Origin of the sequence: Pelomonas cellulosilytica, assembly GCF_021353265.1 — a bacterium.
GTDB classification, from domain to species: Bacteria; Pseudomonadota; Gammaproteobacteria; order Burkholderiales; family Burkholderiaceae_C; genus Pelomonas; species Pelomonas cellulosilytica.
Genome location: NZ_JAJTWU010000009.1, coordinates 171362 through 195722 on the forward strand (window position 1 = coordinate 171362; position 24361 = coordinate 195722).

The 24361-nt window shown below is 71.0% G+C and carries 19 protein-coding genes and 1 riboswitch; of the genes, 5 read left to right on the top strand and 14 right to left on the bottom strand.

The genetic code is table 11. From position 1 onward, the window contains the following. Window positions 1-4 precede the first annotated feature (4 nt). The 14 genes from LXT13_RS21755 to pth all read right to left on the bottom strand — a co-directional run bounded on the left by LXT13_RS21755 (window position 5) and on the right by pth (window position 14234). Complete coding sequence (locus LXT13_RS21755; protein WP_233374414.1) at window positions 5-340, bottom strand: DUF1636 family protein; 336 nt, start codon at window positions 338-340, stop codon at window positions 5-7. Then, the gene (gene cobO, locus LXT13_RS21760; RefSeq protein ID WP_233374415.1) at window positions 337-906 is read right to left on the bottom strand and encodes a cob(I)yrinic acid a,c-diamide adenosyltransferase; all 570 of its coding nucleotides are present in this window, start codon (window positions 904-906) and stop codon (window positions 337-339) included. The genes LXT13_RS21755 and cobO overlap by 4 nt, the downstream gene beginning before the upstream one ends. Beyond that, entirely contained in the window at window positions 896-1546 is a 651-nt protein-coding gene (bluB, locus tag LXT13_RS21765) for a 5,6-dimethylbenzimidazole synthase (RefSeq protein ID WP_233374416.1), read from the bottom strand. Before bluB ends, cobO begins: the two co-directional genes overlap by 11 nt. Then, a complete protein-coding gene (gene cobN / locus LXT13_RS21770) occupies window positions 1539-5594 on the bottom strand; it encodes a cobaltochelatase subunit CobN (protein ID WP_233374417.1) in 4056 nt (1351 codons plus the stop codon). Before cobN ends, bluB begins: the two co-directional genes overlap by 8 nt. Beyond that, window positions 5591-5923, bottom strand: a complete 333-nt coding sequence (locus LXT13_RS21775) for a DUF2149 domain-containing protein (protein WP_233374418.1) — start codon at window positions 5921-5923, stop codon at window positions 5591-5593. The genes cobN and LXT13_RS21775 overlap by 4 nt, the downstream gene beginning before the upstream one ends. Then, the gene (locus tag LXT13_RS21780) at window positions 5920-6378 is read right to left on the bottom strand and encodes a hypothetical protein (RefSeq protein WP_233374419.1); all 459 of its coding nucleotides are present in this window, start codon (window positions 6376-6378) and stop codon (window positions 5920-5922) included. The genes LXT13_RS21775 and LXT13_RS21780 overlap by 4 nt, the downstream gene beginning before the upstream one ends. After that, complete coding sequence (locus tag LXT13_RS21785) at window positions 6371-7675, bottom strand: cobyrinic acid a,c-diamide synthase CobB (protein WP_233374420.1); 1305 nt, start codon at window positions 7673-7675, stop codon at window positions 6371-6373. The genes LXT13_RS21780 and LXT13_RS21785 overlap by 8 nt, the downstream gene beginning before the upstream one ends. Beyond that, window positions 7672-8430 (bottom strand): ABC transporter ATP-binding protein, encoded by a 759-nt coding sequence (locus tag LXT13_RS21790; RefSeq protein WP_419964699.1) that lies wholly within the window; start codon window positions 8428-8430, stop codon window positions 7672-7674. Before LXT13_RS21790 ends, LXT13_RS21785 begins: the two co-directional genes overlap by 4 nt. Window positions 8431-8542: 112 nt before the next feature. After that, a complete protein-coding gene (locus LXT13_RS21795) occupies window positions 8543-9514 on the bottom strand; it encodes a FecCD family ABC transporter permease (protein ID WP_233374422.1) in 972 nt (323 codons plus the stop codon). Window positions 9515-9539: 25 nt separating this feature from the next. Further along, window positions 9540-10391: an ABC transporter substrate-binding protein gene (locus LXT13_RS21800; protein WP_233374423.1), complete on the bottom strand. Its 852-nt coding sequence runs from the start codon at window positions 10389-10391 to the stop codon at window positions 9540-9542. Further along, window positions 10384-10935 (bottom strand): bifunctional adenosylcobinamide kinase/adenosylcobinamide-phosphate guanylyltransferase, encoded by a 552-nt coding sequence (gene cobU, locus LXT13_RS21805; RefSeq protein WP_233374424.1) that lies wholly within the window; start codon window positions 10933-10935, stop codon window positions 10384-10386. The genes LXT13_RS21800 and cobU overlap by 8 nt, the downstream gene beginning before the upstream one ends. A gap of 42 nt (window positions 10936-10977) precedes the next feature. Next, window positions 10978-12879, bottom strand: coding sequence for a TonB-dependent receptor plug domain-containing protein (locus tag LXT13_RS21810; protein WP_233374425.1), 1902 nt, complete (start codon window positions 12877-12879; stop codon window positions 10978-10980). Window positions 12880-12957: 78 nt separating this feature from the next. Then, a riboswitch (cobalamin riboswitch) is annotated at window positions 12958-13196 on the bottom strand. After that, window positions 13192-13605: a hypothetical protein gene (locus LXT13_RS21815; protein WP_233374426.1), complete on the bottom strand. Its 414-nt coding sequence runs from the start codon at window positions 13603-13605 to the stop codon at window positions 13192-13194. (Overlaps the previous riboswitch by 5 nt.) Next, entirely contained in the window at window positions 13602-14234 is a 633-nt protein-coding gene (gene pth, locus LXT13_RS21820) for an aminoacyl-tRNA hydrolase (protein WP_233374427.1), read from the bottom strand. The genes LXT13_RS21815 and pth overlap by 4 nt, the downstream gene beginning before the upstream one ends. An 81-nt stretch (window positions 14235-14315) precedes the next feature. On the opposite strand from pth, the gene LXT13_RS21825 reads away from it, so the two are divergent. The 5 genes from LXT13_RS21825 (at window position 14316) to LXT13_RS21845 (ending at window position 24337) form a co-directional block, all read left to right on the top strand. Continuing rightward, window positions 14316-15773 carry an MdtA/MuxA family multidrug efflux RND transporter periplasmic adaptor subunit gene (locus tag LXT13_RS21825; RefSeq protein ID WP_233374428.1) on the top strand — a complete coding sequence of 486 codons (1458 nt, stop codon included), beginning with the start codon at window positions 14316-14318 and terminating at the stop codon, window positions 15771-15773. 4 nt (window positions 15774-15777) lie between these two features. Then, window positions 15778-18894 carry a multidrug efflux RND transporter permease subunit gene (locus tag LXT13_RS21830; protein ID WP_233374429.1) on the top strand — a complete coding sequence of 1039 codons (3117 nt, stop codon included), beginning with the start codon at window positions 15778-15780 and terminating at the stop codon, window positions 18892-18894. After that, window positions 18891-22001 (top strand): multidrug efflux RND transporter permease subunit, encoded by a 3111-nt coding sequence (locus LXT13_RS21835; RefSeq protein ID WP_233374430.1) that lies wholly within the window; start codon window positions 18891-18893, stop codon window positions 21999-22001. Before LXT13_RS21830 ends, LXT13_RS21835 begins: the two co-directional genes overlap by 4 nt. A 4-nt stretch (window positions 22002-22005) precedes the next feature. Continuing rightward, complete coding sequence (locus tag LXT13_RS21840; RefSeq protein WP_233374431.1) at window positions 22006-23409, top strand: efflux transporter outer membrane subunit; 1404 nt, start codon at window positions 22006-22008, stop codon at window positions 23407-23409. A gap of 223 nt (window positions 23410-23632) precedes the next feature. After that, window positions 23633-24337, top strand: a complete 705-nt coding sequence (locus LXT13_RS21845) for a pentapeptide repeat-containing protein (RefSeq protein ID WP_233374432.1) — start codon at window positions 23633-23635, stop codon at window positions 24335-24337. The last annotated feature ends 24 nt before the right edge of the window (window positions 24338-24361 follow it).

Genomic DNA, 24361 nt, shown 5'->3' on the forward strand with positions numbered 1-24361 from the left:
GCGTTCATGCGAGGGGCGGCAGCCGCGCCAGCACGGCGCTCTTGAGCCGCTCGGGCCGGCGCGCCCAGGCTAGCAAGCCGTCGCCAGGCTCGGCGTGCTGTGCAGCCACGTCCAGCAGCGCGTCGACGCAGGCGTCGTCCGGCGTCAATTGGCCGAACACATAGCTGTGCTTGCCGGCGCCTTGCAGCGCGGCCGTGCAGCTCTGCTTACAGGCGGCCATGCAGGCCTGGCCGCGGATGGGCAGCGTGCAGTCGCGCGCGAGCGCCTCGTTCTCGACGGCTTCCAGCAGCGCCTGCCCCTGGCCGTCGGCACAGGTCGTGCAAATGGTGATCGTGCTCAATCCTCGATCCCCCGCTGCGCCGGCACTCCGGCCTGGTAGTGGTGCTTGACCAGCGTCATCTCGGTGACCGTGTCGGCCAGCTCGACCAGTTCGGCCGGCGCGCCGCGGCCGGTCAGCACGACGTTGACATGGGAGGGCCGCTCGCGAAGGCAGGCCAGCACTGACTCCAGCGGCAGCCAGCCGTAGCGCAAGGGGTACATGATCTCGTCCAGCACCACCATGAAATGCTCGCCGGCGCGGATCGTGGCCTCGGCCTGGGCCCAGCCGTCGCGGGCGAGCTGGGCGGAATGCTCCAGGTCCTTGCTCTTCCACGAGAAGCCGTCGCCCAGCCCAATGACCGGCACGCCCAGTTGCTCGAAGACGCGGTGCTCGCCGAAGCGGGCGCTGGGCACCTTCATGAACTGGTAGATCCTGACCGCTTTGCCACGGCCGTGCGCGCGCAGCGCCAGGCCGAAGGCGGCCGTGCTCTTGCCCTTGCCGTCGCCGGTGTGCACAAGCACCAGGCCGCGCCGTTCCGCCTTGGGCACGATGCGCTCGTGGTTGAGCGGGGGGTGTTCAATTTCCATCGTCGGGACACTCCATCAACAGTTCATGCAGCGGCCGACGCTGACGCCAGCCGCATTCTTCCAGCATCGGCCGCGCGTAGAAGGCCGGCACCGGCCCCAGGCACAGCAGGCCCAGCGGCTCGGCGCCGGGCGGTAGTTGCAGCAGCCGGGCCAGCGCGGCGGGGTCGAACATCGACACCCAGCCAAGCCCCAGGTTCTCGGCGCGTGCGGCCAACCACAGGTTCTGCACCGCGCAGGCGGCCGAGCACCAGGCCATCTCGCGTGGCAGTGTGCGGCGGCCGAAAACGGTGCCGTCGTCCGGCGCGACGATGACGGCCAGCAGCTCGGCGCAGTCGCGCAGGCCTTCCACCTTCAGCTGCAGGAACTCGCCCGCGCGCTTACCCAGCGCCTGCGCGGTGGCCTGTCGCTCGGCCTCCACCAGCGGTGCGAGCCGATCGCGCCAGGCGGGCGTGCTCAGCCGCATGAAGCGCCAGGGCTGCATCAGCCCGACCGACGGCCCCTGGTGGGCGGCCTGCAGCAGGCGTTGCAGCTGCTCTTCGGGCAGCGGCGGCGACGGCTGGAAGTGGCGCACATCGCGGCGCTGCGCGATGACGCGGTAGATCGCGTCGCGCTCGGCGGTGCTGAAGCCGGTGTCAGACATGGTGCAACTCCGGTTGAGGCCGGCGCCGGCCCTGCCAGGCGGCGCCGCCGGCTACGAGCAGCAGCATGCCGGTGCCGGCCAGCGCCTGCGACAGCAGGCTGGCCGCAGTGGCGGTCTTGGACGGCGTCTCGGCGGCGGGCTGCGCCTGCAGCTGCAGGCCGCGTACGGCGGGCGTAGGCGAAGGCGCAGGCCCAGGCGTTGCGCGTGCCCCGTGGGTTTGGGCTTGCGCAGCAGTCGGCGTGACGACCGTCTGCGGCTGCTGGCCCTCGGCCCAGCGGCGCACGCCGGCCAGCTCGTTGGCCAGCGGCGCCTGGCGCGTCAGATCCCGGTACTGCTGTGCGAGCTGTTGGCGCGTGGCGGCGTCCGGCTGCCAGTAGCCCAGGCGCTCGGCCTGGATCAGCCGCTCCAGCGTCTGCGCATAGGCCTGCGGGTTCTGCCGCAGCCATTGCGGCACGCCCAGCCGGTGCTTGTCCTGCACCAGCACGTCGTAGAAGCTCTGCCAATGGTCGGCCCGCACGGTGCCCGGCGCGATGTGCTGCCAGCCGAAGCTGTACTGCACAGCCTTGAGCACCTGCAGCGCGCCGGCCCAGCCCTCGGCCTGCTGCGCCTTCAGCCAGCCGGGGTGAAGGTAGCGTGTCTGCATCTCCAGCGCCAGGGCCTGGGCGGCCGTCTCGGTGTGCTGCTCGGCCGCGTCCTGCAGCTGGCTGACGTGCAGCGTGATGTCTTCCGCCTTGCCCGCCACCTTCGCGGCGGCGGTCAGGCCACCGAGGTACTGGAAGGGATCGTCACTGCTGACCATCGCATAGAGGTGGCTGCTGCGCGACATCAGCGCCGCGTCGGTGTGGCGCAGGTGGGCGCCGAGCGCCTGCCGGGCCTGCGCGGCGGGCACGGCCAGTGGCTCGCCGTCTACGTAGGGCTGGCTCATCGTGTTCAGGAAGAGCTGGCCCAGGCGCGGGTCGGCCTGGCCGTTGCGGGTCTGCAGTCCGTCGGACTGCACAGCGTCGGCGATGCCGGTGCCGTAGTCGCCCGCGGGGTTGCCGAACACGCGGGCCAGCGCCAGCGCCCTGGCCTGCGCCGGCTTCACGCCGGCCCGGCGCAGCTCGCGCTCCACGGCCGCGTTGTTCTGCGCGATGGCGTTGCCGGGCTCGGCCCGGGCCACGGTGGCGACGGCCTGGTCCAGAAGCTTCATCAGCGCAGGGAACTGGTCTCGGTAGGAGCCGGTGACGGACAGCAGCACGTCCACACGCGGCCGGCCCAACTCGGCCGGTGGCAACAGCTCGATGCTGGTGGGGCGGCCGGTGGTGTCCCAGATGGGCCGCGCGCCCAGCGCGACGAGCGCCTGCGCTTCCATGACGCCCTGGTGGCGCAGCGTCTCGCCGGCCCACAGCGACAGCGCCAGCCGCTGCGGCGCGCGGCCGCTGCGGGCCTGCTCGGCGTACCAGCGCTTGAAGAGCGCCTGTGCGGCCTCGTAGGCCTGGCGCGTGGGCAGGCGATTCGGGTCCAGCCCGGTAAGGTTGCGGCCGGTGGGCAGGCTCTCGGGGTTGCGGAGCAAGTCGCCGCCATAGGCGGCCGGCAGGAAGCGGCCGTCCAGCGCGCGCAGCAGGCCGGGCATCTCGCCTTCGATGCCCAGTCGTACCCACATCTGCTGCGCCCGCAGCGCCAGCTCGCGCAGCGCCGCCGAGTCGATGGGCTTGCGCGCCGCGCGGTTGGGCACGAAGCCGTCGCCGCAGGCGCCGCTCGCCGCGGGGGTTGATGCGCTGCTGGCCGCCATGCAGGCCGACGGGCGCAGGTCCAGCAGGCTGGCGGCCTCGGCATCCTGCAGCGCCAGCGCCAGCCAGCGCGCCGGGCGGGCCTGAGCCACGCCCTCGTGGTTGATGAGGAAGGCCTCGTCGATGTCCTCGCCCAGCGCTTCGATCAGCGGCACGCGCAGCCACTGCAGGATGGAGCCGCGCCGCTGCGCCTCGTCGGGCACGCTGCCGAACACCGCCAGGCCCTGCGGCTGGGAGCTTTGCGCGAGCCGGTCCAGCCAGGGGTGCAGCAGTTCCAGGAAACCGGCGAAGTTGGCCGCGATCTGCTCGGTCGTCCAGCCCAGGTCGTGGTGCAGGTTGTGCTCGACGAACTGCTGCGTCATGTCCCGCTCCAGCCGCTGGCGTGTGGGGCCGGGGTCCACGGTCTCCCACTCGTGCATCAGCTCGTGCATGTGGGCCATGCGCGCGTTGAAGCCGGCCGGCGCGAAGCTGGGCGTGCGGTGGCTGACCATCAGCGCGCGGCCGCGCCGCTTGGCGGTCAGCGCCTCGCCGAGGTTGTCGACGATGTAGGGGTAGATGACCGGCACGTCGCCCAGCGGCAGCCAGACCGGGTCCAGCACATCGGGCCCGCGCAGCTTGCCCGGAGCCCATTCCTGCGTGCCATGCGTGCCGAAGTGGATGACGGCGTCGGCCTGCCGCGCCCACAGATAGGTGGCCAGGTAATGGTGCGACAGCGGCGTCTTGCTGCGATGCATGAACGGGTCCTGCCCCAGGCGCAGCGTCTCCTCGCGGGGCGGTTGCGGCAACACGGCCAGCGCGCCGAGCTGCAGTCGCGGGATGACGAACACCGGCTCGCCGCGCCAGCGCAGCACGTAGCGGCTGCTGGCCGGCGCACCCCAGCGCGCGACGATGGGTTCGCGTACGGCGGCCGGCAGCGCGTCGAACCAGGCCTGGTAGCGCGTCAACGGCAGCGCCTCGGCCTGGCCCGCGTCCAGCAGCGCACGCAGGTCGGCGCCCGGGTAGTAGGCCGACAGCAGCGGCTTCAGGTCGTTGATCCAGTCCGTCTCGGCCCGCGGTGTGACCGCATAGCCCGCGGCTTGCAGACCCTCGCTGACGCGCGCCAGGCTGCGCGGCACGTTCAGGAACGACGCACCGAAATTGCTGCCGCCCGGCGGGTAGTTGTAGACGAAGGCCACCAGCCGCTTGTCCGCATTGGGCTTGGCCTGCAGCGCGATCCAATGCGCCGCCTTGGCCGCGACGCTGGCCGCCTGTCGCTCGATGAGCTGGGCCTCGCCCTGCTTCGGGTGTGCCACGACGACCACCGGGTCGATGAGCCCGGCCGCCTCGGGCTGGGCGAAGTAGAAGGGGATGTCGGCCTGCGCCAGACCGGTCTCGCTGGCCTCCCAGACGGCAGCCGCGTCCTGCCGGTAGGGCTGGGTCTGCAGCACCGGCACGCCCCACCGCTCGAAGGTGGGCTGCAGGTTGGCGCCCTGCGTCAGCAGGGCGTGGTTGACAACGACGCGCGCCTGCAGCCGGCCGTCCTGCTCCAGTAGCTGAGCCAGCGGCGCGGCGCTCCACTGGCTGCTGAAGGCGGCGTAGGCCAGCACGCCCCGCTGCCGGAACAGCGCTAGCCAGCGGTCCAGCCAGGCGGTGTCGCCCTGCACGAAGTGGTAGCGGTGCAGCAGCAGCGCGACCGGCTCGCCGCGCAGGCCTTGTTGCGCGGCCCAGGCGCGGAATTCGGCAGCGTTGGCGAACAGCCCCGGTGCGCCCGGGTGGTAGATGCCGCGCTGCGGGATGGGCTGTGGCGGCGCCAGTGCCGGCGGTGGCTGCCCGGCCCATTGCGAGCGGGCCAGCGCGAACGCCGCCCGCGTGTTGGCCGGGCCGCCGGCCTGCAGGTAGGCGCGCAGGCCAGCGTCACCGGCTGCGGGCTCGCCGGGCGGAATCCACAGCACGCGGGCGCCCGGCCGCGCGGCCTGGCGCAGCGGTGCGTCCAGCAGCGGCCGCAGCCGCGCCTCGGCGCTGGCATGGGGCACGTCCACCCACACCCAGTCCGCCCGGCCTAGGGCCTTTTGCAGTGCCTGCTCCTGGGTGGGGGCCAGCGCGGCACCGCGCAGCGGGTATTCCAGCTGCTGCACGCTGAAGCCGGCGGCGCGGCCCTCGCGGTCGATCAGCGCATGCTTGGCCGCGGGCGTGACGTCCACGCTGATGAACAGCAGCCGCGGTGCGGCCGCAGCCCAGGCGCGCCCGCCGGCCAGGGCCAGCATCATCAGCAGGCCCAGCGTGCGCAGTCGCCGCGTCATCGCGGCGCGGAAGCGGCGTTGCCGCCCTCGGGCACGTAGATGATGCTGCCGTCCTTCATGCGGTAGGCCACGCCAGCGCGCTCGCCCTGGCCTTCGCTGCTGCCGCCGTTGCCGCGGTAGCGCACCTCCTGGCCGTCGCGGCGCACGATGATCTCCATGCCCGGCTGGCCGGGGTTGCGGATGATGGTCTCGTTGGCCTGCGACTGCTGCTGCATCGCCACCGCCGTCAGCAGCGCGACGACCAGTACGAGGAACACGTCGACGAGGTTCACCGCCGACAGCAGCGGGTCGTCGTCCTCCTCGGCAAGGATGTGCAGCCGCTGGCTCATGCCCAGCCCTGCTCGGCCTTGATGGCCAGCAGTTCGGCCAGCAGCCAGCGGCGGCGCACCGAGTACACCGCCAATGCGATCGCCGCAGCGGCCAGCGCCAGCACGACGCCTGAGAACGCCGAGCTGAACACGGCCAGCGCCTGCTGGCCCTGGCCGGCCGCCACGCTCTGCAGGGCGGGGCCCAGCGGCACCATCGTTGCGATCAGGCCCAGCAGCGGGGCGATTCGGCCCAGCAGCCGCGCGGGCTCGAGCCGGCGCACGATCTGCAGCTCCAGGCCTTCGACGCTGCTGCCTTCTGTCACGCGCAGCACTCGGTAGTCGGGCGAGCGGCGCTGCACTGCCTCCATCAGCGTCGCACCGGCTGCCCACAGCGCGTAGACGAAGCCCGCCGCGACGAGCAGCAGCACCGGCCACAGTAAGGCCTGGGCGACATGGGCGAAGGTGGTCTCAAGCATGGCGGGTGGTGCCGAGGAAGAAGTCTGCGACGGCGTCGGGGTTGGACGGGAAGTAGTGGTGCACATAGCTCGCGCGCAGCGGGCCGTGCTGGTACAGCGCCTCGGCGGTCGTGCCGCCGTTGGGGTTGGTGGCCGTGGCGATGGGCGCCAGCGGCGTATCCAGCGTCGAGTAGTGGTAGCTGTGGCCGCGCAGCGGACCCTCGGGCCAGTCGAGCGCCTGCAGGCCCAAAGCGGCGAAGCGGTGGTGCACGCGGGCCTGGCCGGGCAGCAGGCCGGCCATGCGGTGGGGCCGGCCGTTGGCGTCGGTCAGCGTGTCCAGCAGCGCCAGCATGCCGCCGCACTCGGCCAGCAGCGGCTTGGTGGCGTCCGCATGCGCGCGCAGCGAGGCCCACAGCGTCGGGTGTGCGGCCAGCGTGGCGGCATGCAGCTCGGGGTAGCCGCCGGGTAGCCACAGCGCGTCGCAGTCGGGCAGCGGCTGGTGCTGCAGCGGCGAGAAGAACTGCAGTTCGGCGCCCAGCGCGCGCAGCAGGTCGACGTTGGCGGGATAGATGAAGCCGAAGGCGGCGTCGCGTGCGATGGCGATGCGCCGGCCGGCGAGCCGCCGCTGCGGCGCCGGTTCGGGCTGGTGGTCGAAGGCCACCGCTGCGATGCGCAGCCCCGGCATCAGCGCGGCGTCCCAGGCGTCGGCCCAGCCGTCCAGCAGCTCGTGCAGTCGCGGCAGCTCCTCGGCCTGCACGAGGCCCAGGTGACGCTCGGGCAGGCTCAGCGCGGCGTTGCGCGACACGGCCGCCACCAGCGGCAGGTCGCCGGGCAGGCCCTCGCCCAGCATGCGGCCGTGCGCGGCGCTGGCCACGCGGTTGGCGATGACGCCGCAGTGCCGCACCTCGGGCCGGAAGCGCGCCAGGCCCGTCGCCAGCGCGGCGAAAGTCTGTGCCATCGCCGACGCGTCGATGACGCAGGCCACCGGCAGGCCGAAGGCGGCGGCGAGGTCGGCGCTGCTGGGCGCGCCGTCGAACAGGCCCATGACGCCTTCGACGAGGATGAGGTCGGCCTCGCGCGCCGCCGCGGCCAGCAGGCCCTGGCAATGCGTGAAGCCGCCCATGAACAAGTCCAGCTGGTAGACCGGATGGCCGCTGGCGCGCTCCAGCAGCATGGGGTCGAGGAAGTCGGGGCCGGTCTTGAAGACGCGCACGCGCTCGCCGCGGCGCGCATGGCTGCGGGCGATGGCGGCGGTGATGCTGGTCTTGCCGGAGCCGGAGGACGGCGCGCTGATGAAGAGGGCTGGGCAGGTGGTCATAGGGGCAGGGCGATCCAGCGCCCGTCGATCTGCGTGATGTGAAGGCGCGGGCCGAAGACACGGCGCAGCGCGTCGTGCGTGGCCGGGTCGGCCGGCGCGCCGGTGTGCTCGACGCGGCCGGCGGCCATCAGCACGAGGTGGTCGGCCTGCAGCGCCAGGTGCAACTCGTGCAGCACGCTGACGACGCTGTGCCCGGCGGTGACGCTCTCGCGCACGAGGGCCATCCAGTCGGCCTGGTGCGGCGGGTCCAGGTGTGCCAGCGGCTCGTCCATCAGCGTCAGCGGCGCGTCGACGGCCAGCGTGCGCGCCAGCAGCACGCGTTGTCGTTCGCCGCCGGACAGCGAACCCAGCCGGCGCTCGCGCCAGTCCCAGCTCTGCGTGGCGCGCATGGCCCGTTCGGCGGCGGCGTGGTCGGCGGCCGTCAGCGGTGCGAGCCACGGGCGATGTGGCAGCCGGCCCAGCAGCACGACGTCCAGCGCGGTCAGGTCGTCGGAGCCGGTTTCCTGCTGGCCCATCCAGGCCAGCTGGCGGGCGCGTTCGCGAGCCGGCCAGTCCTGCAGGCGGCGCCCGGCCAGCTGCACCTCGCCCTCGCAGGGCTGCAGGCCGGCGATGGCGCGCAGCAGCGTCGACTTGCCGGCGCCGTTGGGTCCGACGATCGCGGTCCAGCGCTGCAGCGGCAGCGTCAGCTCAATGTCGTGCAGCAGCTCGCAGCCGGCGATCGCCAGGCGGACGATGCGGGCGTGAAGGATGCTCATGGCTGCCATCCCTCCAAGGGACGGCAGACGGTGGGCCGGGCGCCGGGCCGCTCCCAGGCTGGCCCGCCCGGGCGATGGGCTCGAGGCTCGAGGCGGCGCTGGACGAGGGGTTTCATTGTTTGCGTCGGTGCATCAGCACCAGCAGGTAGAGGCCTCCCAGCAGTGCTGTGACGATGCCTACCGGCAGCTCCTGCGGCCGGATCAGCGCGCGGGCCAGCACGTCGGCGGCCAGTAGCAGCGCGCCGCCGGTCGCGGCCGACAGCAGGATGAGCCAGCCGTGCAGCAACGGGCACAGCAGTCGCACGAGGTGGGGCGACACCAGCCCGACGAAGGCGACGATGCCGGTCTGCGCTACGGCGGCACCGGTCGCCAGCGCGAAGGCACCGATCAGCAGCAGCCGCATCAGCGGCAGCCGGATGCCCAGCGACGAGGCCGTGGCTTCGCCCAGCGTCAGCGCGTCCAGCGCTGGACCTGCCAGCAGGCCCACGACAAGCGCGGCCAGGCCGCATCCGGCCATCACCGCGACGCTGCTCCAGCCCAGCAGCCCGGTATTGCCGAGCAGGAATGCCTGCATCGTGCGCAGGATGTCGGGCACCCACAGCGCGGTCAGCCCGGTGAGCGCGTTCAGCACGACGCCGACGATGACGCCGGCCAGCAGCAGGCGCAGCGTCTGCTCGGCGCCGCGAGCCAGCATCAACGTCAGCCCCACGCCCACCATCGTGCCGATGAAGGCCAGGCCCGTGAGCCCGACATGCGCGGCCAGCGAAGAGGCTTGCGGCGACAGGCCGGTGAACGCGAGCGCCAGTGCGACGGCCAACTGCGCGCCCGATGCGCTGCCGAGCAGGTAGGGGTCGGCCAGCGGATTGCGGAACAGCCCCTGCGACATCGCGCCGGCCATGCCCAGCAGCGCCCCGGCGCACCAGGCGCCGAGCGACCGCGGCAGGCGGATCTCCCAGAGGATGACGCTCATGCCGTCGTCGCGCAGGTCCGCCCAGCCGGTGCTGCCGACGAGCACGCCAGCGAGCACGCCGACGATGCCCAGGCACAGCAGCGCGACGAGCAGCCAGACGGGACGGAGATTCATGCGAGCCCCGGCAGCAGATGGGCCATCACCGCGCCTTCTCGCGCAGGCAGCGCGCCATGATCTGCGCGGCCTCGGCCATGCGCGGGCCGGGGCGGGACAGGACGTCACCCTCGTCGGCGCTGAAGACGCAGACGCGGCCGCGGCGGATCGCGTCGATGCGGTCCCATCCCGGGCGCTCGGCCAGGCCTTGCGCGCCACGGGCGCCAATCATGATCAGCGCCGGGTTGGCCTTGACGACGTATTCGGGGTTGAGCTTGGGGAAGGGCCCCAGCGCCGCGGGGATGATGTTGACGGCGCCCAGCCGCGTGAGCGTCTCGCCCATGAAGGACGACTCACCGGCGCCCCACAGGCCGCTGGACACCTCGTAGAACACGCGCATGCCGTGCGCAGCCGGTGGCACGCTGCTGGCCGCCGCGGCGACGCCGGCCTCGATGTGGCGCCAGACGCGCTGCGCGTCGGGCACGTTCAGCACCTGGCCCACGAGGCCCAGCACGCGCTGCACGTCCTTGTAGCTGCGCGGCTCCAGCGCGACGACCTTGAGCCCCAGCGCACGCAGCCGCTCTGACACGCGCGATGACACCGCCAACAGCACGACGTCGGGCTTCAGCGCAGCGATCAGCTCGACGTTGGTGTCGTCCATGCCGCCCAGCTTCGGCAGCGCGTTCACGCTGGCGGGGAAGTTGGAGTAGCGGTCAACGCCGACGAGCCGCGCACAGGCGCCCAGCTCGCAGACAGTCTCGGTCAGCGACGGCAGCAGACTGACGATGCGCTGCGGCGGAGCCTCCAGCCGCGTGGTGGCGCCGCCGTCGTCCTTGATCTCGACGGCGGCGGCCGCGGGCAGCGCCACGGCCAGCAGCCACAGCAGGGGTTTAAACATCGATGTCGTCCTCGATCGCACGGGTCCAGGCCTGGCCGGCCACCATCAGCGTCAGCCGGGCGCAGCGCCGGGCCACGTCCTGGTTGAGCCGGCCCAGCTCGTCCACGTAATGCCGCACGTCGCGGCCCAGCGGGCTCACGCCCCAGCCGACCTCGTTGGAGATGAACAGGACCGGCGACGCCAGCCGCGGCAGCAGCGCCAGCAGCGCCTCGCGCTCGGCGTGCCAGCCGTCGGCGTCCGGCGCGCCGTGAAGCGGCATCAGCCAGTTGCACAGCCACAGCGTCAGGCAGTCCACGACGACCAGCGTACCGTCGCGGTCCACCTGGCGCAGCGCGGCGCCAAGGGCCAGCGGCGCCTCGACGGTCTCGAAATGCGCCGGCCGCGTGGCCCGGTGGTGGGCGATGCGTGCGCGCATCTCCTCGTCGGCCGCCAGCGCCGTGGCGATGACGACGACGCGGCCCGGCCAGCGCAGTGCCAGCCGTTCGGCCCGGCCCGACTTGCCGCTGCGTTGGCCGCCGACGATGAGTTCGTGAGCTTGCGTCACTTCAGGGACCTCCAGTGGGCTGCGACCGGACGGGCCAGGGGCTCAGAGCGCCGGGCTCCAGCGCAGGCTCAGCAACGCGGTGCGCGGTGCCGACGCGTAGCTGTAGGCCGTCGAGGTCTCGCGGTCGAAGGCATTGTCGACATTGAACTGCAGCTTCAGCTCGCGGCTGATGCGGTACTGCAGGCTCAGGTTCATGAGCGCGTAGCCGCCCATGCGTCGCGCCGGGTCGTTGGCGGCGTTGTCGAAGCGCGGGCCCGACGCCTGCAAGCCGGCGCCCAGTGTCCAGTCGCCCAGCACGGTGTCGGCGTTGACAGTGCCGAAACGTTTGGCGCGCCGGGCCAGCAGCTTGCCGTAGTTGTCCACGCGGCCGACGATGGCGGGCGTGACATCCTTGGGCGCCTGCAGGTCCAGCGTGGCCGACAGATGCACCGCGCCTAGCCGCGTGTTGCCTGCAAGGCTCAGGCCTTGCAGCAGGGCGTTGGGCACGTTGGCATAGCAGCCAAAGCCACTGTTGCAATTTGTGTTGCTGCCCTCGAAGTTGATCAGGTCGGTGATGCGGTTGCGGTAGGCCGTCACGGACAGCTCGGTGTCGCCGCGGCCGTACTTCAGGCCCAACTCCAGGTTGTGGCCATGCTCGGCGCGCAGCGGCTGTACGCCGGGCTTACTGAGGTCGGGGCCGTATAGGGACCCTCGCTGGTAGAGCGTCGGCGCGCGGAAGGCATTGCCGACCGAGCCCACGACGCGCAGGCCGCTGGCCACCTCATAACCGGCCATCAGCGTGCCGGTGTCGACGCCGCCGAACTCGCTGTCGTCATCATGCCGGGCATGGGCCTGCAGCTGGAAGGCGCCGTCGCTGTGCATGTAGCCCACGCCCACGGCGTTGCGGTGACGCTTGTCGTGGTGGTCGGCGCTACGCAGGCTGTCGTTCTGCAGCTTGTCCTCGATGCGCTCGCCCTGGAAGCTGATCTGCCGGCCCGCGCCCAGCTGGTAGGAGCCGGTCAGCGCAAGGTTTCGGACATGGGTGATGGTCAGGTAGGGCGAGGGCCGGGTCTCATAGCGGTCGCGCGACTCGCCGTAGCTCAGCTGCGTCTGCAGCGCCGGGCTCCACTGCGACGTCCAGGCCAGCCGCGCGGCGTCGGTGTCCTGCAGCGCGTGGTCGTCCGCCAGCGGCTTGGACTTGGAGGCGTCGTACTGGCCGTCGGCATGGCTGCGAAGCACAAGCGCCTCGACGCGCTGGCCTGTGGCCACATCAGCGCCCAGCCGCAGCGAGCCCTGGTGCTTGCGCCAGCCGTCGCGGTCGGCGATATGGTTGGACGAGAAGGGCAGGGTTGCATCGAAGCCGTCGCTGCGCTCGCCGGCCAGCGATACCGCGTAGTCGACGACGCCCACCCGGCCGAACACGCCGCCTTCGGCCTTGCGCGTGCCGAGATTACCGGCGCTGACACCGAGGTCCGCGCTGGCCTGCGCGCCGCCCTTGCGGGTAAAAATCTGCACGACGCCGCCGACGGCGTCGGAGCCGTAGATCGCGCTGGCCGGGCCCTTGAGCACCTCCACGCGTTCGATCTGCGCCAGCGGGATGGCCTGCCAGCTGGCGCCGCCGGTGGACTGCGAGTCCATGCGCACGCCGTCCACCAGCACTAGCGTGTGGCGGGTGTCGGCGCCGCGCAGGTACAGCGAGGTCGTCGATGCCGGGCCGCCGTTGCGGACCATTTCGGCGCAGCCGTTGTTGCGCAGCAGGTCGGCCACGCTGGCGGCGGCCTGGCGCTCGATGTCGGCGCGGGTGATGACGGTCAGGTCGGCCAATACCTCGGACAGCTTCTGCGGCATGCGCGCAGCGGTGGTGACGACCGTGTCGAGCTTGTTCTGGGCGTGGACGTGCGTGGCCAGCGCCAGCGCGGAAAGGGCGAGCAGCGGCCGGCGGGCCGCGAGAAAGGCTTGGGACATGAAAGAGAGAACACGAGCAATCACCAGCCCTGCTGACCCCCGCAGCGAGGCTGGAAAACGGCCGCCCTGTGCTTGCGCGTGGCGACCCCGTCGTTGGCCGGTATCCGGGCTGATGGACTTTCGCGTGATCCCGACACCTTCCCAGCGCTGACGCGCCAGTGGCTTGTCGGTCGAGATCAGGAGCCGAGGCTCCGTCCACTTACCGTTGCGGGGACAGCTCAGGTTAGGTTGACCGCGAAGCGGCGCGCCCTCCTGATTCCCGTTGAACTGCACCCAGCATGACACCGGGCGCGAGCACCAACGGTGTGGATTCTATCGGTCGCTGTGGCTGGCCGCGGCCGACGGCTTCTTCGGCTTGGCGACCTTGGGCGGCTTGAGGTAGGTGACCTGCGGGCCGCTCTCCGGCGTGGGCGGCGGCAGCGTCTGAAGGCCCACGTGCTGGCTGCGCTGGTGGCGTGCCTCGGCGTCGCTGGCGCGGCGCGCTGCGGCGACGGCCGCCGCCTGTTTGGCTTCGGACAGGTGGCGGTCGCGCGCGGCGCGGGTGTCGGCGGCGCCGGGTTCGTCGACGGCGATGGAGCTGCTGCCGGAGTTGTCGCCCGGGCAGGGCGAGTCGCGCAGGTCGCGGCCCTCGGGGCCGCAGCGGTAGACATGGGCCTGCCGGACCTGGGTCTGCGCCACGGCGGGTAGGGCGTTGGCGAGAACCAGGACGAGCAGCAGCGGCTTCATGACGTCGGAGTGTCTACCGGCGGCTGGGGTTTGGGGGGCTTGGGCCGCGGCGGTTTTGCGTGAATTTTGGCGAGTGCCTTGTCCATTTCGCCGCGCAGCATCAGCTCGACGGCGGCGTAGCTCTTCTCGATGCAATCCTCCACTGCCTGGCGCTCGGCCAGAGGCGGCTTGCGCAGCACGTAGCCGGCCACCTCGGCCTTGTGGCCCGGATGGCCGATGCCCAGGCGCAGCCGCCAGAAGTCGCCGCTGCCGAGCTGGGCGCGCATGTCGCGCAGACCGTTGTGGCCGCCGTCGCCACCGCCCTTCTTGAACTTCATCTCGCCGGGCGGCAGGTCCAGCTCGTCATGGATGGCCAGGATTTCCTCCGGCGCGATCTTGAAGAAGCGCGCCAGCGCCGCCACCGACTTGCCGGACAGGTTCATGTAGGTCATGGGCTGCAGCAGCCAGACCGGGCCGCTGGCACCCGGCGCGCCGTTCACCCGGGCCACCAGCCCGTGATAGGCCTTGTCGGGTTGCAGGCTCACCTTCAGGCCGCGCGCCAGGCCGTCGATCCACCAGAAGCCGGCGTTGTGCCGCGTGTCCTCGTACTCGGCGCCGGGATTTCCCAGGCCCACCATCAGCTTGATCATGGCGTGATCGTAGCTTTCGGGTTCAGCAACGCTACAGCTACATTCGGCCGAGACACTCGCCCCCAATCAGGAGTGGACCGAATGCAGAACAAGGAATCCCGCCGCCGCAAGACCTGGATCGTCGTCGCGGTGGTCGTGTTGGCGGCCGGGTTGGCCGCCTGGTGGTGGAAGGGGCGCGCAGGGGAGGGCGCCGGCGGGCCGTCAGCCTCGGCCTCGGCCCCAGCCGGTGGCCCGGGCGGGCGGCCAGGCTCTGGCGCCCGCTTCGGGCGCAACGGACCGCAGCCGGTGTCAGCCTCGGCGGTTCAGCGGCGCGACATGCCGGTCGTCGTCAACGCTATCGGCAGCATCGCGTCGGCCAACACGGCCGTCGTGCGCGCCAAGGTCAGCGGCGAGCTGAAGGCCCTGTACTTCAAGGAAGGCCAGCCGGTGAAGGCGGGCCAGGTGCTGGCCCTCATCGACCCACGGCCCTTCGAGATCGCGCGCGACCAGGCCGCAGCGGCATTGGCCCGCGACAAGGCGCAGCTGGAAAACGCCCGTGCCGACCTGACCCGCTACAAGGACCTCGTCGCGCAGGAGGCCGCGCCGCGTCAGCAACTGGACACGCAGCAGGCGCTCGTTCACCAACTGGAAGCCACGGTGCTGGCCGACCAGGCCGCGCTCGACAACGCCCGGCTGCAGCTGTCCTACACCCGCGTCACCGCACCCATCTCGGGCCAGGTGGGCCTCAAACAGGCCGACCTCGGCAACAACGTGGGCCCGAGCGATGCCAACGGCCTGCTGAGCATCGCGCAGACACAGCCGGCGGCGGTGGTCTTCGCTGTGCCGGACCAGCATCTCGCGCGCATCCGCCAGCAGCTGGCCGACCGCCAGCCGCTGCCCGTGAAGGCCTGGGACCGAGAGCAGCGGCAGCAGCTGGCCGATGGCCGCGTGGCCAGCACCGACAACGCGATCGACGCGGCCACCAGCACGATCAAGGTCAAGGCGCTGTTCGACAACAAGGACGGCGGCCTCTTCCCCAACCAGTTCGTCAACGTGCGGCTGCAGCTGGACACGCTGAAGAACGCGCTCGTCGTGTCGACCGCCGCCGTGCAGCGTGGCACACCCGGCACCTTTGTCTACGTTGTCGCCGATGGCACCGTCGTGCTGCGCAAGGTGCGGGTCCTGGCGACGGATGGCGAGTCGACGGCCGTGCAGGGCGAGCTCAAGCCGGGCGATCAGGTTGTCACCGACGGCGCCGACCGGTTGCGTGATGGCGGCAAGGCCGAGGTCATCCAGGCGCCGGCCGGCGGCGCGCCGGCGGTGGGCGGCTGGCGCGGCCGCAACCGTGGCGCGGACGGTGCGGCGAGTGGCGCGAGCGGCCCCGCCGGCGTCGGCAGCCCGGCCGCTGCAGCCAGCGGGAGTGGCAGCGGCGATGGTGGCGAACGTCCGCGGTGGATGGACAGGGTGCCGCCCGAGATGGTCGACAAGATCAAGGCCATGAGCCCTGACGAGCGCCGCGCATGGTTCCAGCAGCAGCGCGGCTCGGCTCCCGCGCAGTGAGCCGATGAACCCGTCCCGTCTCTTCATCGCGCGGCCGGTCGCGACGTCGCTGCTGATGCTGGCCATCGTGCTGGCCGGCGCACTGGCCTACCGGCTGCTGCCCGTCTCGGCGCTGCCGGAGGTGGACTACCCCACCATTCAGGTCACGACGCTCTATCCCGGCGCCAGCCCCGACGTGATGACGTCCTCCGTCACGGCGCCGCTGGAGCGGCAGTTCGGCCAAATGCCGGGCCTGGCGCAGATGTCGTCCAGCAGCTCGGGTGGTGCGTCGGTCATCACGCTGCGCTTCGAGCTGAGCCTGTCGCTGGACGTGGCCGAGCAGGAGGTGCAGGCGGCCATCAATGCCGGCAGCAACCTGCTGCCCACGGACCTGCCGATGCCGCCGGTCTACAGCAAGGTGAACCCGGCGGACGCGCCGGTCGTGACGATCGCGATCAGCTCGACGACGCTGCCGGTCACGCGCGTGCACGACCTCGTGGAGAGCCGGCTGGCGCAGAAGATCTCGCAGGTGCCGGGTGTGGGTTTCGTCGGCATCGCCGGCGGCCGGCGGCCGGCCGTGCGCATCCAGGCCGACCCGGGCGCGCTGGCGTCGCTGGGCCTGTCCGTCGACGACCTGCGCACCGCCGTGGGTAGCGCCAACGTCAACCAGTCCAAAGGCAGCTTCGACGGCCCGCTGCGGGCCTCGACGCTGGATGCCAACGACCAGCTCAAAAGCGCGGCCGAGTACGCCAACCTTGTCATCGCCTATAAAAACGGCAGCCCGGTGCGGCTCAAGGACGTGGCCCGGCTGGTGGACGATGCCGAGAACCTGCGTCTGGCCGCGTGGGCGGGTCAGACGGGCAAGGGCTCGACGACGGCGGTCATCCTCAACGTGCAGCGCCAGCCCGGCGCCAACGTCATCGACACGGTGGACCGCGTGCGCGCGGTGCTGCCGCAGCTGCAGGCGGCGCTGCCCGCGTCGCTGGACGTGCAGGTGCTCAGCGACCGCACGACGACGATCCGCGCTTCGGTGCGCGACGTGCAGCACGAGCTGCTGTTCGCCATCGTGTTGGTCATCGGCGTCATCTTCGTCTTTCTGCGCAGCGTGCCGGCCACCATCATCCCGGCGGTGGCCGTGCCGGTGTCGCTGGTGGGCACCTTCGGCGTCATGTACATGGCGGGGTTCTCGATCAACAACCTGACGCTGATGGCTTTGGTGATCTCGACCGGGTTCGTGGTTGACGACGCGATCGTCATGATTGAGAACATCGCCCGGCACATGGAGGAGGGCGGCGAGGGGGTCAGTGCGTTCCAGGCTGCGTTGACGGGCTCCCAGCAGATCGGCTTCACGATCATCTCGCTGACCGTCTCGCTGATCGCCGTGCTGATTCCGCTGCTGTTCATGGGCGACGTGGTGGGCCGGCTGTTCCACGAGTTTGCGATCACGCTGGCCGTGTCCATCCTGATCTCAGCCTTCGTGTCGCTGACGCTTACGCCGATGATGTGCGCGCGGCTGCTCAAGCACGAGCATGACGAAGACCACGGCCGGCTCTGGCGCGCCGTCGGCCATGCCTTCGACCGTACCATCGCGGGCTATGGCCGCATGCTGGATTGGGTGCTGGACCGCTCGGCCGCGACGTTGATCGTCTTCCTGGCCACGCTGCTGCTGACCGGCGTGCTCTACCTGCTGGTGCCCAAGGGCTTCTTCCCGATGCAGGACACGGGGCAGCTGCAAGGCATCACCGAGGCGGCGCAGGCCACGTCATTCGAAGCGATGGCCCAGCACCAGCAGCGCCTGGCCGAGCGCGTGCTGCAGGACCCGGCGGTGGAGAGCGTGTCGTCCTTCATTGGCGTGGACGGCGGCAACACGACGCTGAACCAGGGCCGGCTGCAGATCGCCCTCAAGCCCAAGGAGTCGCGCGGCGCCAGCGCCGCCGAGGTGGCCCGGCGCATCGCCGATGCGGCCAGCGTCGAACCCGGCATCGCACTCTACCTACAGCCGGTGCAGGACCTGACGATCGAGGACCGCATCGCCAAGACGCAGTACCAGTTCACGCTGAGCTCTCCCGACGCCGCCGAGCTCAGCCGCTCGACCACTGCCGTGCTGGCACGGCTGCGTGACGTGAAGGCCATCACCGACGTCGCCAGCGACCAGCAGGAGCAGGGGCTGCAGGCTTTCGTCGACATCGATCGCGACGCGGCCGGGCGGCTCGGCGTCAGCGTGGCGGCCATCGACAGCGCGCTGTACAGCGCCTTCGGCCAGCGACTGATCTCGACGATCTTCACGCAGAGCAACCAGTACCGCGTGGTGCTGGAAGTCGCGCCTGACTTCCGCCGCGGACTGGACGGGCTGCAGCGGCTCTACGTGCCGGGCACGGGCGGTACGCAGGTGCCGCTGTCGTCGGTGGCGCGCTTCAGCGAGCGGCTGGCGCCGCTGGCCGTCAACCATGTCGCGCAGTTCCCGTCGGCCACTGTATCGTTCAACCTCGCGCCGGGCGCGTCGCTGGGCGAGGCGGTCAAGGCCATCCGGACGGAAGTGGATGCGCTTCAGCTGCCGCTGAGCGTGGAGACGCGCTTCGAGGGCGCGGCGCTGGCCTTCCAGGCCTCGCTCACCAGCACGCTGCTGCTGATCGTCGCGGCCATCGTGACGATGTACATCGTTCTCGGCGTGCTGTACGAGAGCACCATCCATCCGCTGACGATCCTGTCGACGCTGCCGTCCGCCGGCCTGGGGGCGCTGCTGGCGCTGCTGGCCTTCCGGCTGGACCTGGACATCATCGCCATCATCGGCATCGTGCTGCTGATCGGCATCGTCAAGAAGAACGCGATCATGATGATCGACTTCGCGCTGGAGGCCGAGCGCGACGCGAAGCTGCCGCCGCGCGAGGCCATCCACCAGGCGGCGCTGATGCGCTTCAGGCCCATCCTGATGACGACGATGGCCGCGCTGCTGGGCGCGTTGCCGTTGATGCTGGGCACCGGCGTGGGCAGCGAGCTGCGCCATCCGCTGGGCGTGGTGATGGTCGGCGGCCTCATCGTCAGCCAGTTGCTGACGCTGTTCACGACCCCGGTCATCTACCTGGGCTTCGCGGCACTGGCCGCCCGCCTGCGCCGTGGCCGGCAGGAGCGGGCGCCGGCATGAACCTGTCGCGCATTTTCATCGAGCGGCCGATCGGCACGGCGCTGATCACCTGCGGCATCGCGCTGGCCGGTGCGATCGCCTATCTGCTGCTGCCCATTGCACCGCTGCCGCAGGTGGAGTTCCCGACCATCTCCGTCAGCGCGTCGCTGCCCGGCGCCAGCCCCGACACGATGGCCGCGACCGTGGCGACGCCGCTGGAGCGCACGCTGGGCAGCATCGCCGGTGTCACGGAGATCACGTCGTCATCCTCGCTTGGCAGCACGCGCATCACGCTGCAGTTCGATCTGAGCCGCGACATCGACAGCGCCGCGCGCGACGTGCAGGCCGGCATCAATGCGTCGCGGGCGCTGCTGCCCACCGGCATGCCCAGCAACCCGAGCTACCGCAAGGTGAACCCGGCGGACGCACCGATCATGATCGTGTCGCTGACGTCGGACACGCTGACGCGCGGCCAGATGTACGACGCCGCGTCCACCGTGCTGGCGCAGCGGCTGTCGCAGGTCGAGGGTGTCGGCCAGGTGAGCGTAGGCGGCGGCGCGCTGCCGGCCGTGCGCATCGAGCTGGACCCGAACAAGCTGTCAGCCCAAGGCCTGTCTCTGGAGCAGGTCAGGGCGGCGGTCGTCGCGACGAACGCTAACCGCCCCAAGGGCCTGCTGGACGACGGCGCGCGCAGCTGGCAGATCGGCGCCAACGACCAGGCCAAGCGTGCGGCGGACTATGCGCCGGTGGTGCTGGCCTACAAGAACGGCGCCGCGGTGCACCTGCGCGACGTGGCCGACGTGCAGGACAGCGTGCAGGACCTGCGCAACGACGGCCTAGCCAACGGCAAGTCGGCCGTGCTGCTGATCCTGAACAAGGCGCCCGGCGCCAACATCATCAAGACGGTCGATACGGTGCGCGCGCTGCTGCCGCAGCTGCGCGCGTCCATCTCGCCGGCCATCGACGTGGACGTCGTCATGGACCGCACGTCCACCATCCGCGGCAGCATCGCCGAGGTGCAGCGTTCGCTCGCGATCTCGTTCGGGCTGGTCGTCGTCGTCGTCTTCGTCTTTTTGCGCCGGGTGCGCGCGGCGCTGCTGCCGGCGGTGGCGGTGCCGGTGTCTCTGGCCGGCACCTTTGGCGCCATGTACCTGCTGGGCTACAGCATCGACAACCTGTCGCTGATGGCGATGACGGTGGCGACCGGCTTCGTCGTCGACGACGCCATCGTCGTGCTGGAGAACATCACCCGCCACATCGAGCGCGGACTGTCGCCGCGTGAGGCCGCGCTGCAGGGCGCGCGGGAGATCGGCTTCACGGTCGTCTCGATCTCGCTGAGTCTGATCGCCGTGTTCATCCCCATCCTTGCGATGGGGGGCATCGTCGGACGTCTGTTCCGCGAGTTCGCCGTTGTGCTGTCGGTGGCCATCCTCGTGTCCATGGTCGTGTCTCTGACGACGACGCCCATGATGGCCGCCACGTTGCTGCGGCCGCATGAGGAGGCGAGGGCGCCTGGTCGCATGGGCCGCGCGCTGGCGGCGCTGCATCGCGCGCTGATGCGCGGCTATCGCCGCACGCTGCGCTGGACGCTGCGCCACCAGCCGCTGGCGCTGCTGGCGCTGGCGGGCGTCGTTGCGCTGAACGTGCATCTCTACATGACCATCCCGAAGGGCTTCTTCCCGCAGCAGGACACGGGTCTGATGATCGGCGGCGTGCAGGCCGACCAGGCGAGCTCCTTCCAGGCGATGCAGCAGAAGCTGCGCAACTTCCACGACATCGTCCGCGCTGACCCGGCCGTGGCCAACGTCACCGGCTTCACCGGCGGCGGTCAGCGCAACAGCGCCAACATGTTCATCAGCCTGAAGCCGCAGAAGGAGCGCCGCGAGAGCGTGGACGCCGTCATCGGCCGGCTGCGCGGCAAGCTGTCCAAAGTGCCGGGCGCCAATCTCTTCCTGGCGCCGGTGCAGGACATTCGCATCGGCGGACGCCAGTCCAATGCGTCCTGGCAGTTCACGCTGCAGGCCGATGACCTGGCCGACCTGCGTACCTGGGAGCCGCGCATCCGCCGCGCGCTGTCAGACGTACCCGAGCTGACCGACGTGAACACCGACCAACAGGACAAGGGCGTGCAGACCTCGCTCGTCGTCGACCGCGATGCGCTCGCCCGGCTGGGGCTGACGATGAGTGCCGTGGACAGCGCGTTGAACGACGCCTTCGGCCAGCGTCAGGTGGGCGTCATCTACAACCCGCTGAACCAGTACCGCGTCGTGCTGGAGTTGGCGCCTCAGTGGCTGCAGAGCCCGCAGACGCTGGACCGGCTGATGCTCACCAGCAGCTCGGGCCAGCAGGTGCCGCTGTCGTCGGTGGCGCGCGTGGAGACCACAAGCACGCCGCTGGCCGTCAACCACCAGAGCGGCACGCCGGCCAGCACGATCAGCTTCAATTTGGCCGAGGGCGTGTCGCTGTCGCAGGCGGTGGACGTTGTGAATGACGCGGTGGCCCGCACCGGCGCGCCGACGTCGGTGCGCGGCAGCTTCCAGGGCACGGCGCAGGCCTTCCAGTCTTCGCTGCAGTCGCAGCCGCTGCTGATCCTCGCGGCCGTCGTGACGATCTATCTCGTGCTGGGCATGCTCTACGAGAGCCTCATCCACCCGATCACGATCCTGTCGACGTTGCCGTCAGCCGGCGTCGGCGCGCTGCTGGCGCTGATGGCCTTCAACACCGACTTCAGCATCATTGCGCTGATTGGCGTGATCCTGTTGATCGGCATCGTCAAGAAGAACGCCATCATGATGCTGGACTTCGCCATCTCTGCCCAGCGCGAGGCCGCCGAGCGCGGCCGGCGATTGGCGCCCGCGGCGGCCATCTACCGTGCGGCGCTGCTGCGGCTGCGGCCCATACTGATGACGACGGTGGCCGCCGTATTCGGCGCGGTACCGCTGGCGCTGGGCCGCGGCGAAGGCGCCGAGTTGCGTGTGCCACTGGGCATATCCATCGTCGGCGGCCTGCTGCTGAGCCAGCTGCTGACGCTCTACACCACGCCCGTCGTGTTCTGCTGCATGGACCGGCTCAGCCGCAAGCGCCGTGCGCCGGCCCACCCCGAGCCCGCCCTGCAGCCCGCCTCCTGACACCATGCCCAAGACCGCATTCGCTCCGTTGACGCTGGCCCTGCTGTCGGCCTTCGTGCTCGCCGGCTGCGCCGTGACCGCGCAGAAGCCCCCCGCCGAGCCCGCCCCGCCCGCTGCCTTCAGGGGCTCGGCCGACTGGCAGCGCGCACCCGCCGAGATGGCCGTGCCCGAGGCCTGGTGGACGGTGTTCCACGACCCGGTGCTGGATGGCCTGCAGGCCGACCTCATCGTCGGCAACCAGAACCTCGCCGCATCGCTGGCCCAGGTGCAGTCCGCGCGGGCCGTGCTGCAGGCCAGCGGCACGGCGATCTTCCCGACGCTGTCCCTCGGCGCCGGTACGACGCGCTCGGCCACGGCCGAGAACGGCGCCGGCCAGCGCACGCTGTCCACCAGCAACTCGCTGACTGCCAACGCGGCCTGGGAGGTTGACCTGTGGGGGCGGCTGTCCGAAGGCATCAAGGCCGCCGGCGCGAGCTACCAGGCGAGCCAGGCCGACCTGGCCGCGCTGCAGCTGTCGGCCCAGTCCACGCTGACGCAAAACTACCTGGCGCTGCGCACGGCCGAGGCGCAGCAGGCGCTGCTGCAGCGCACCGAGGCCGCCAACCAGAAGGTTCTGGACGTGACGCAGGCGCGCTTCGCCAGCGGCGTCGTCGCGCAGAGCGACGTGCTGCAGGCCCGCACGCAGTTGCGCAGCGTGCAATCCCAGCTGGCCGACTCGCGATCCACGCGCGCGCAGCTGGAGCACGCCATTGCCGTTCAGCTGGGCAGGCTGCCCGGCCAGTTTCAGCTGCCGGCCGGCGCCAGCTTGCCGGATTTGCCGCCGGTGCCGGCGCTCGTGCCGTCCACGCTGCTGGCGCAGCGTCCGGACATCGTCGCCGCCCGCGCCCGCCAGGTCGCGGCCTATGCGCAGATTGGCATCGCCGACGCGGCTTTCTTCCCTTCGGTGGAACTGTCTGCCAGCGCCGGCTACAAGGGTGCGTCGTGGTCCCACCTCGTGTCCGCGCCCAACCTGCTGTGGAGCCTGGGCGCCGCCGTCGCGCAGCCCCTCTTCGATGGCGGCCAGCGCAAGCTCGCGTCGGCGCAGGCTCGCGCGTCGGCCGATGTTGCGACGGCCAACTACCGCCAGGCGGTGCTGACGGCGTTCCAGGAGGTCGAGGACAACCTCGTCGCGTTCGCCGAGTCCGGCGCTTCACTGGCGCTGCAGAACGACGCGCTGGACGCCGCCCGCCGCAACCTCGACATCGTGCTGGCTCAGTACCGCGCCGGTACCGTCAGCTACCTGAACGTCGGCGCGGCGCAAACCTCGCTGCTGTCGTCCGAGTCCAATCTGCTCAGCGCCCGCAGCCGCCAGCTCGTCGCGGCCACGCTTCTGCTGAAGAACCTCGGCGGCCGGTTGCCGCCGCAGTAGTCGCGGTTAGCGAACACGCGGGCGATCCGCGCGGCTTCCGGAATGGATGCCGGCGGTAGAACCAGCGCCGCGGCAGAAGGCCCCGCTGGCATCCGGCTCTTTGTTCACATCCGTGGGCGGTCCGTCAATGCGGGCGTCAAAGCCCTGGCACTTCCGCTCGGACATGGCACTGCGGACAGCGTCGCGGGTCTAGAGTCGCGGGCCCTTGTTTCCACCGGTGCCGATGCCTCTCCTTGCTCCCGACGACGTGCAGGTCACGTCCGATCAATCGCTCGACCGCGATGCGCTTGAGGCGCTGCTGTCCGAGCACGCGTCACGCCGTCGCTTCGAGCGCTGCGTGTTCGATGGCGAGGACCTGGGCCGGCTGGCGCTGCAGGGCGTCGAGTTCGTCGGTTGTAGCTTCATCGGTGCGCAGCTGGATCGTGCGGCACTGGACGGTTCGCTCTGGCGACGCTGCCGCTGCGGTGGTGCGAGCTTCGACTTCGCCGACCTCAGTGATGCCCGGTTCGACCACGGCGACCTGAACAACACCAGCTGGTGCCGCGCCAAGCTTGCAGGCGTGGGGTTCACCGAGGTCAAGCTCACCGGCGCGCGCTTCACCGAGGCCCGTACGCTGGGCTTGCGCCTGCAGGCGTCGCTGCTGGTTAGCGCGGATTTGCGAGGGCTGTCATTCCGCAAGCAGACGCTGGAGGGGCTGAACTTGACGGCAGCGGATCTGTCGGGGTGCGACTTCACCGAGGCGGTCCTGGTCGATTGCGACCTCTCGAACGCCAGCCTGAAGCACGCGAAGTTCGCCGGCGCAGACCTTCGTCGCGCCAGGTTGGGGGCGCTGCAGGTCGGCGACCTGCTGCAGCACTTCAAGGGTGCCACGATCTCCGCCGAGCAGGCCGCCGCACTCGTCTCTGCACTCGGCGTAAACGTCGTCTGAACCCGCTTTGCGTGCCGGGCATGG

Bases quoted from the DNA above. Each gene is read 5' to 3' on its own strand.
- LXT13_RS21790 (WP_419964699.1), bottom strand. From the start codon at position 8,430: ATGAGCATCCTTCACGCCCGCATCGTCCGCCTGGCGATCGCCGGCTGC.
- LXT13_RS21780 (WP_233374419.1), bottom strand. From the start codon at position 6,378: ATGCTTGAGACCACCTTCGCCCATGTCGCCCAGGCCTTACTGTGGCCG.
- LXT13_RS21795 (WP_233374422.1), bottom strand. From the start codon at position 9,514: ATGAATCTCCGTCCCGTCTGGCTGCTCGTCGCGCTGCTGTGCCTGGGC.
- pth (WP_233374427.1), bottom strand. From the start codon at position 14,234: ATGATCAAGCTGATGGTGGGCCTGGGAAATCCCGGCGCCGAGTACGAG.
- LXT13_RS21845 (WP_233374432.1), top strand. From the start codon at position 23,633: ATGCCTCTCCTTGCTCCCGACGACGTGCAGGTCACGTCCGATCAATCG.
- LXT13_RS21810 (WP_233374425.1), bottom strand. From the start codon at position 12,879: ATGTCCCAAGCCTTTCTCGCGGCCCGCCGGCCGCTGCTCGCCCTTTCC.
- LXT13_RS21830 (WP_233374429.1), top strand. From the start codon at position 15,778: ATGAACCCGTCCCGTCTCTTCATCGCGCGGCCGGTCGCGACGTCGCTG.
- LXT13_RS21815 (WP_233374426.1), bottom strand. From the start codon at position 13,605: ATGAAGCCGCTGCTGCTCGTCCTGGTTCTCGCCAACGCCCTACCCGCC.
- LXT13_RS21825 (WP_233374428.1), top strand. From the start codon at position 14,316: ATGCAGAACAAGGAATCCCGCCGCCGCAAGACCTGGATCGTCGTCGCG.
- LXT13_RS21840 (WP_233374431.1), top strand. From the start codon at position 22,006: ATGCCCAAGACCGCATTCGCTCCGTTGACGCTGGCCCTGCTGTCGGCC.
- bluB (WP_233374416.1), bottom strand. From the start codon at position 1,546: ATGTCTGACACCGGCTTCAGCACCGCCGAGCGCGACGCGATCTACCGC.
- LXT13_RS21835 (WP_233374430.1), top strand. From the start codon at position 18,891: ATGAACCTGTCGCGCATTTTCATCGAGCGGCCGATCGGCACGGCGCTG.
- LXT13_RS21800 (WP_233374423.1), bottom strand. From the start codon at position 10,391: ATGTTTAAACCCCTGCTGTGGCTGCTGGCCGTGGCGCTGCCCGCGGCC.
- cobO (WP_233374415.1), bottom strand. From the start codon at position 906: ATGGAAATTGAACACCCCCCGCTCAACCACGAGCGCATCGTGCCCAAG.
- LXT13_RS21785 (WP_233374420.1), bottom strand. From the start codon at position 7,675: ATGACCACCTGCCCAGCCCTCTTCATCAGCGCGCCGTCCTCCGGCTCC.
- LXT13_RS21775 (WP_233374418.1), bottom strand. From the start codon at position 5,923: ATGAGCCAGCGGCTGCACATCCTTGCCGAGGAGGACGACGACCCGCTG.
- cobN (WP_233374417.1), bottom strand. From the start codon at position 5,594: ATGACGCGGCGACTGCGCACGCTGGGCCTGCTGATGATGCTGGCCCTG.